5 protein-coding genes and 2 pseudogenes are annotated in these 5,739 nt (G+C 61.1%); 4 read left to right on the forward strand and 3 right to left on the reverse strand.

Annotated features, from left to right (window positions below; genetic code table 11):
• The 3 genes from A3CW_RS53170 to A3CW_RS0143910 all read left to right on the forward strand — a co-directional run.
• Window positions 1-388, forward strand: a 388-nt coding sequence (locus A3CW_RS53170) for a hypothetical protein (RefSeq protein WP_028209140.1), incomplete at its 5' end; no start/stop codon positions are given.
• Window positions 389-419: 31 nt separating this feature from the next.
• Window positions 420-572: a plasmid pRiA4b ORF-3 family protein gene (locus A3CW_RS52040; RefSeq protein ID WP_245623903.1), complete on the forward strand. Its 153-nt coding sequence runs from the start codon at window positions 420-422 to the stop codon at window positions 570-572.
• 266 nt (window positions 573-838) lie between these two features.
• Entirely contained in the window at window positions 839-1,699 is an 861-nt protein-coding gene (locus A3CW_RS0143910; RefSeq protein WP_245623904.1) for a trypsin-like serine protease, read from the forward strand.
• Window positions 1,700-2,221: 522 nt separating this feature from the next.
• On the opposite strand, the pseudogene A3CW_RS52975 reads toward A3CW_RS0143910, so the two are convergent.
• Window positions 2,222-2,353: pseudogene (locus A3CW_RS52975) on the reverse strand (IS3 family transposase); the annotation flags it as partial.
• Window positions 2,354-2,555: 202 nt separating this feature from the next.
• Here A3CW_RS52975 and A3CW_RS52045 point away from each other — a divergent pair.
• On the forward strand, window positions 2,556-3,527 hold the full coding sequence (locus tag A3CW_RS52045; RefSeq protein WP_161782987.1) for a tyrosine-type recombinase/integrase: 972 nt from the start codon (window positions 2,556-2,558) through the stop codon (window positions 3,525-3,527).
• Between the two features lie 307 nt (window positions 3,528-3,834).
• Here the strand turns inward: A3CW_RS52045 and A3CW_RS52980 are convergent.
• Together A3CW_RS52980 and A3CW_RS0143935 are read right to left on the reverse strand one after the other, a co-directional pair.
• A pseudogene (locus A3CW_RS52980) lies at window positions 3,835-5,178 on the reverse strand (IS3 family transposase); the annotation flags it as partial.
• Window positions 5,179-5,469: 291 nt separating this feature from the next.
• The coding region (locus tag A3CW_RS0143935) for an IS4 family transposase (protein ID WP_028206752.1) at window positions 5,470-5,739 on the reverse strand (270 nt) is incomplete at its 5' end.

The following is a 5,739-nucleotide window of genomic DNA, read 5'->3' on the forward strand; positions in this document are numbered from 1 at the left end:
TGACGATGTTACCGCTGCATTGTGGACCGCCGTTCTTTGTCACCCGCGCTGCCTGCCACCCTACTATCTGCTATACAAGTTTCACGCGAACCGGGGCGAGCTTGGCGAGGCGAAGGAAGTTGCAACCAAGGCTTTGACAGCTGCAGCGCGGGAAGCGTCAATTGACATTGACTGGTGTGCGGTACAGCCAGGCGACACAGATTTCACGATTCCTGGACCGGCACGCTTTTGGCTCTTCACGCTGAAGGCGCTGGCCTTTATCAGCGTTCGCCGCTGCGAACGCGCGGTTGCCCTAAAGCTCCTTGCCAAGCTGCGCCGGCTGGACCCGGCCGACTGCGTCGGCTTCAACGTGGTGGAAGCCCTTCTCGCGCAGTCCGGGCGCCGATAAGCCCTACCGGCAGGCCAGCCGCCTACCTCGCGTGAAGTCCCTCCAATACATCAGGCCGGCAATCTGGCGAGGAATCATCGTCCCCTGCTCAATCCGGCCGGGCAAGCTACATGTCGTGATGCTGCTGGCCATGGGCTGGGAAGGCTGGCACCTGCACGAATTCGTCTTCGGAGGAATGAAATGAACGCGTCCCGCCCCGTGACCGAGTAAGAGGAAACGCAAGGTGGATCCTCACGGGCCAACGGCATCAATGACCGACAACCGCTTTTTCCGTAAACTTGCTCATGGTGGATGGTTTGTTGTTTGCTGGTTTCCGACTTCGACAATCAGATTCTCAGCTGAAACCTCCACCGCCTTCAATCTCCCGCCTCAACTCCCCCGTACACCAGTTCCGACTTTAGCTCTTTGATGAAAAACCTACCACTGCAAAAGCGTGTGGCATCCCTCGCAATGGCCATCGCCACCACCCTCGCATCCTCGGTCGCCACGGCGCAAACCCCGGGCGTCGTGCAGCCTCGCAATCCCGACCGCGCCGTCCTGCCGGTCATCTCTGGCTCGAAGGTCAGCGTTCCCTCTGGATCATGCAGCGTAGGGGCGGTGTTGGTGCCCAAGAGCATCCTCCACAGACTGACGCCTTACCAACGTGCCACACGATGGCTCGTGCTTGCCAAGCACTGCGCGCCGATGTACGCGACCATCCACGTGGGTACCGTTGCCATCGGCACCGTCGTGTGGCAGTCGGCTGCCTCGGACATCGAGCTTGTGCGGATATCGCCCCAGCCGACTCCGATGTCCTTGTACTGCGCCTCTCACCACAGCGCAGCCGTCTGCAATCCGATCCAGACTTATACGCCCCTTGCGAAAAACCAGGTCTTCATGCCGCGTGCCGGGCGGGAAGCGCGCCTTGCTGTTACCGGGTGGTCGGACGCGCCGGATGAACAGTACTGCACAAGCGGTTGGCGCACCGGCGTCCGCTGCGTGTGGCAAGGCATGTCTGTCGCGGCGGGAGTTTGGAGACCGAGTTATGAGCACATCAATGCCGCGCACACGTCCGAGCTCAACAGCATTGACAACGGCGACTCTGGCGGACCGGTCGTCACCTACGACCGGCATCTGATCGGGATCATCTCCTCCGGCGAGCCTGACGGCCGTTCCATCGTCTACTACACGCCAATGGAACAGGTGCTGTACGAGCTTTACAGCTACAGCTTCGCCCCGGCCGACCTACCCACCGATGTCGGCGAGGACAATCCGCTATCCCGCAACGGTGAAAACGCCGCTTGGGAACTGGCGCCGACCGACGACGAGTGAGGTGCCCGGTCGCGACCCACTGCCGGATGAAGGCGAGCGGGTCGGCGTTCATGACGTCGGCCTGTGTCGTCAGCATTCCGTGTGGGTAGTTGGAGTAGCTTTTCAGTCAGCAAAGCGCCGCCTCCGTGCGGCGCTTTGCTATGTGGTTGAGTCGCCCCTGGAAAACCCAGCAGTCCCTCACAGAACAAGGTAAGCCGCTGCGCGGCGACTAGAACCGTCGGTATGCGAAGGCCAACGCCGCAGGCAAGCCCGCCGATGGCCGCGAGCGGGGGATGGTAGAGTCGGAGATGTCGCGCACGGGAGGTACGGATCATCAGAACCGTCAGTCCGATCAAACAACTGCTGCAGACCGGCGAGGCCTGGTGGCGGTATTTCAAAAAGCATGAGCATGAGATCCGCTCGGCGGTGGTGGACAACGTGGTGCGCCTGGTGGCTTGCGGACCGGAAGTAATGGGCTACGCGAGCCACTGCTGCTCGAACGGTGAACCGCTCCGGGTTTGTCGGAGACCGCCGAGTTTGGCGCTACGCCGCGCGAGCGGATAGCGCCATGTTCCGATTGTAGGCTTCCTCTGTTTCCGCCGGCGACACGTACCCGAGCGGGCCGAGCAACCGATGGTGGTTGTACCAGTGCACCCATTCGAGCGTGGCGAGTTGAGGGTCGGCCGGGATTCGTGAATACCCGAAGCTTCAGGTATTTGCGATTACCCCCACCGCTGAATTAGGCGAAGCTCGGGCACGGCGATCGCGCCCCGCATTGCTGCGGCGGGGTTGTGCAAGATCGACAGGGTGGTGGCAAAGGTTCGCATAATGTCCTGAACTTTCCCTACCGGCCATGATGGCCGGCAAGGAGAAGACGATGACCCATCCGGGCCAATTACGCGGGACGGAATATCCCGAAGGACGCTTGCCATCAATTACGACCGCAGTTCAGTTTCTGAGCGAGTTTGATTCATACCTCGGCGCTGTCAGGGGGCTGGCACAAGGCACCCGAAGGAAGTATGGCCGGTTTGTTCAACGTTTCCTGGCTGGGTGGTGTGGCGACAGTCCGCCGAATTGGCAAGACCTTTCAACCGAACATCTGCGCACATACCTGCGTCAAGAATTCTCAAGCAGGAAGCGGCGACCATCGAGTTCACCGATCGTCGCGCTGCGCGCAATGTTGCGCTTTCTCGCCGTCAAGGAATTGACGCAGCCCGGTCTGGAGGAAACGCTTCCAAGAATTCGGCGTTGGCGTCATGCGACGCTTCCGCCGCGTTTGTCGTGCGCCGATGTCGATCGGCTGATCAAATGCGTGGTCGATGCTGCGACGTTTCAACCATTGCGGAATGCGGCAATAGTGCTGTTGCTCGCGAGAACCGGGATGCGTGCTGCCGAAGTCGCTCGCCTCAGTCTGGATGACGTTGACTGGGCCTGCGGCGTCATTCATATCCGTGAAACCAAGACCCGTCGTGACCGTGACCTGCCACTCTCCCGAGACGTGGGCCGCGCCTTGCTGGCGTACCTCAAACGGGAGCGTCCTCCATCATCCTACAGGACGATATTCCTGCAAGCGACTCCACCGTCGCAGCCATTCGCCGACTCGAGCGCGATTTCCAAGATCGTCCGGCGAGCCCTGGTTCGATCGGATATCGCTCCCGCGCGCGGTGCGGCACATCTGATACGCCACGCCGTCGCAACAACCATGCTGACACGCGGATCGAGTTTCAAAAACATCGCCGATGTGCTGGGTCATCAATCCCTTCAGTCAACTGCCATTTACGCGAAACTGGACTTGTTATCGCTGTCGCGTATCGCCATGCCGTGGCCTGGAGACGGTCATGAACGGTGAGGAACTTCAGGAGCTGCTGAGCTCGCTACGTTGAGCACCGCAAGTTGCTGGGTTACCGGCAAACCCATAGCGGAACCCTCTCACGCTTCGTCAACGACTTTGCCAACGATCACCCTGGTGAATCGATAAAGCCCATTGACGTTCTCGAATGGATCACGCGTGTTCGTCGTGCACCGCCGAGCCAATCCGCAATGCTGAGTATCCTGCGTGGGTTTCTGAGCTTTGTAAAGGCTGTCGATCGAGAGACTTCAGTTCCCGGGTCACACCTGCTGTCAACCGGCGCGAGTCAAGCAAGTTGTCGCCTCGGTCATGCAGCCAATGGCTGAATATCGATGCTGCCAGAATGCGTCTTGACGATGGCATCGCGTTCGGGGTTTAGGGTCACTGCACCGATAGGAGTCCAGTCGCGCGTGGCACCCGACCAGCGCTGCGGATTGCGCGCGCGAGCCTGGAGATATACCTCGTGACGAGCGGCGAGGATCGCAGCGTCTTCACCTGCGTGACGCTGTGCGGGGCTCACGTAACGGATGCCACTGTGTCGGTGATCATGGTTAATACCAATGCACGAAGCGCGAAGCCCAGGCGCGAGCGTCCTCCAGGTTCGCGAAGCCCTTGTCAGGGTATTCTGGCCGGTACTTGGCCGTCCGGAACAGGCTTTCGACATACGCGTTGTCATCGCTCACGCGCGGACGCGAGTACGACGGCTTGACGCCAAGCCAGGTCAACATCGCCAGGACGGTCGTGGCTTTCAGGGTCGAGCCGTTATCGCCGTACAGCACTGGCCTGGTCGCCATGGCGTGGATGCCCTCGGCCAGCGCAGTGCGCTTGACCAGGTGCGCCGCATGGTCCGAATCGTCACTGTCGTGCACTTCAAAGCCCACGATCTTGCGACTGTACACGTCCATAATCAGGTACAGGTAGAACCAGCGGCCAACGATTTCGGCGGGCAAATACGTCATGTCCCAGCACCACTACTGGCGCGGGGCCGTGGCGATATGCGTCGTCGGAGGACGGCTCTTGCGCGGTGCCCTGGCGCGGCCCCGGTGCTGGTTCTGTCCATGCGCGCGCAACACACGCTGGAAGCTCGATTCGCTGGCCAGGTACACGCCTTCGTCGGCCAGCATGGGGACGATGCGCGCCGGGGGCATGTCGGCAAAGCGAGGTTCGTTGGCCACCTGCAGGATTCGCTCGCGCTCCGCTGGCGTCAGTGCATGCGCCGGCGTCGGCCGCACTGCAGCGGGCCTGCCATCACCCGATACGAGCCCATCGCTGGCCTTCCAGCGCTGCAGACTGCGCTGGTCGATGCCAGCGACCTCACAGGCCTGTTGCAGCCGCGCGCCGTCCTGCCGCGCCGCTTCGATGTCCCGGGCCAGCGTCTGGCGATCTTCGAGCCCGATCATTCGTCCTCGCCTTTGTCCTTGTTGAAGATCGCCGAGACTTTTTTTGACAGCACCAGCAACGCTGCTGTCTCAGCCAGGGCCTTGTCCTTTCGCCGCAGTTCTCGCTCGAGCTCCCTGATGCGCCGGCGGTCTTCCTTGGTCTGCTGCGCACTGGCGCGCTTGTGCGTGGGCTCGACAAGCGCCTGCGTTGCGCTGTCGCGCCATTGCTGGAGTTGCTGTGGGTACACGCCGTGTTCGCGGCACCAGGTGTTAGCGGCGGTGTAAAAGCGTCATTAGATGGCGGCGCAAAGTTGAGTAGAAGCGTCAACAACAGGGGCGGTTATGGGCCGCTGTTGTTGGGTGATGGCCATCAGAATGGATCGTCGATGTCGCGAGGGTGAGGATTGTCGGGAGGCGCGCGCTGTTCGTGCAGCAGGTCATTAAGCGGAATCTGGTAGTGCGCGGCAATACCGCTCGCCATAGCAGATACGGCTCATCGCTCAGCGTGACGTACGTCTCGTCAAGGTGCCAGGTTAAACCCACCGCGTTATACACATCTCGGACTACGCGAGTTCATGGCGCAGTCCGCGTAGAGTTTCCGCTGCCGTCATGACGCGCTCCAGACCTTGCCATATCGTCTTTGCGCCCGGTTCGCCGTCGCCTTTGCGAGCGAGGAAGCCACCGCACCGCGCCACCAGTCGGATCATTTCGTTGAGTCCGAGCGGTTTCGACGGTCGTCGTATTTTCAGCAGCAGGTGGGCACCGTGAATCTCGTCAGGATCGAAGAACAGCGTCGCATCAAGGTCGGGACATGTCCGGCCCATACGCATCAG

Origin of the sequence: Paraburkholderia nodosa DSM 21604 (genome assembly GCF_000519185.1) — a bacterium.
Taxonomy (GTDB): Bacteria; Pseudomonadota; Gammaproteobacteria; order Burkholderiales; family Burkholderiaceae; genus Paraburkholderia; species Paraburkholderia nodosa.